This window comes from Micromonospora sp. AB353 (assembly GCF_049538395.1).
Classification (GTDB): domain Bacteria; phylum Actinomycetota; class Actinomycetes; order Mycobacteriales; family Micromonosporaceae; genus Micromonospora; species Micromonospora aurantiaca.
The window spans coordinates 1-307 of sequence record NZ_JBMVFV010000202.1; the positions used below are offsets into that span (position 1 = coordinate 1).

The window sequence follows — 307 nt, forward strand, 5'->3', positions numbered from 1 at the left end:
CTCGATGCGCGACTGCTCACCCTGGACGCCGTGCGGGATCAGCTTGTCACCCTGCACGCTCACACTCACCGGCTTCGCCGCGTGGGTGGTGTCCGCGGCGTGGGCGGCCACCGGACCGGCGAACACGCCACCGGTGAAAGCCAGACCAGCAACACCCAGAACGCTCTTCCGCAGAATCGTGTTCATCACAAAGGCTCCATTCGGGGGTCAACGCACCCGGGGGAATGGGCGCAAGGCACCGTCAGGCGCTCAAGAAGACTTGGGGGGATCCCGGCAGCTCGCGGGGCACAGGGGCTGCCACTGCGCG

1 pseudogene is annotated in these 307 nt (G+C 67.8%); it reads right to left on the reverse strand.

Features of this window, described 5'->3' with window-relative positions:
- Positions 1 to 186: pseudogene (locus ACPCK6_RS29685) on the reverse strand (hypothetical protein); the annotation flags it as partial.
- Positions 187 to 307 lie beyond the last annotated feature (121 nt).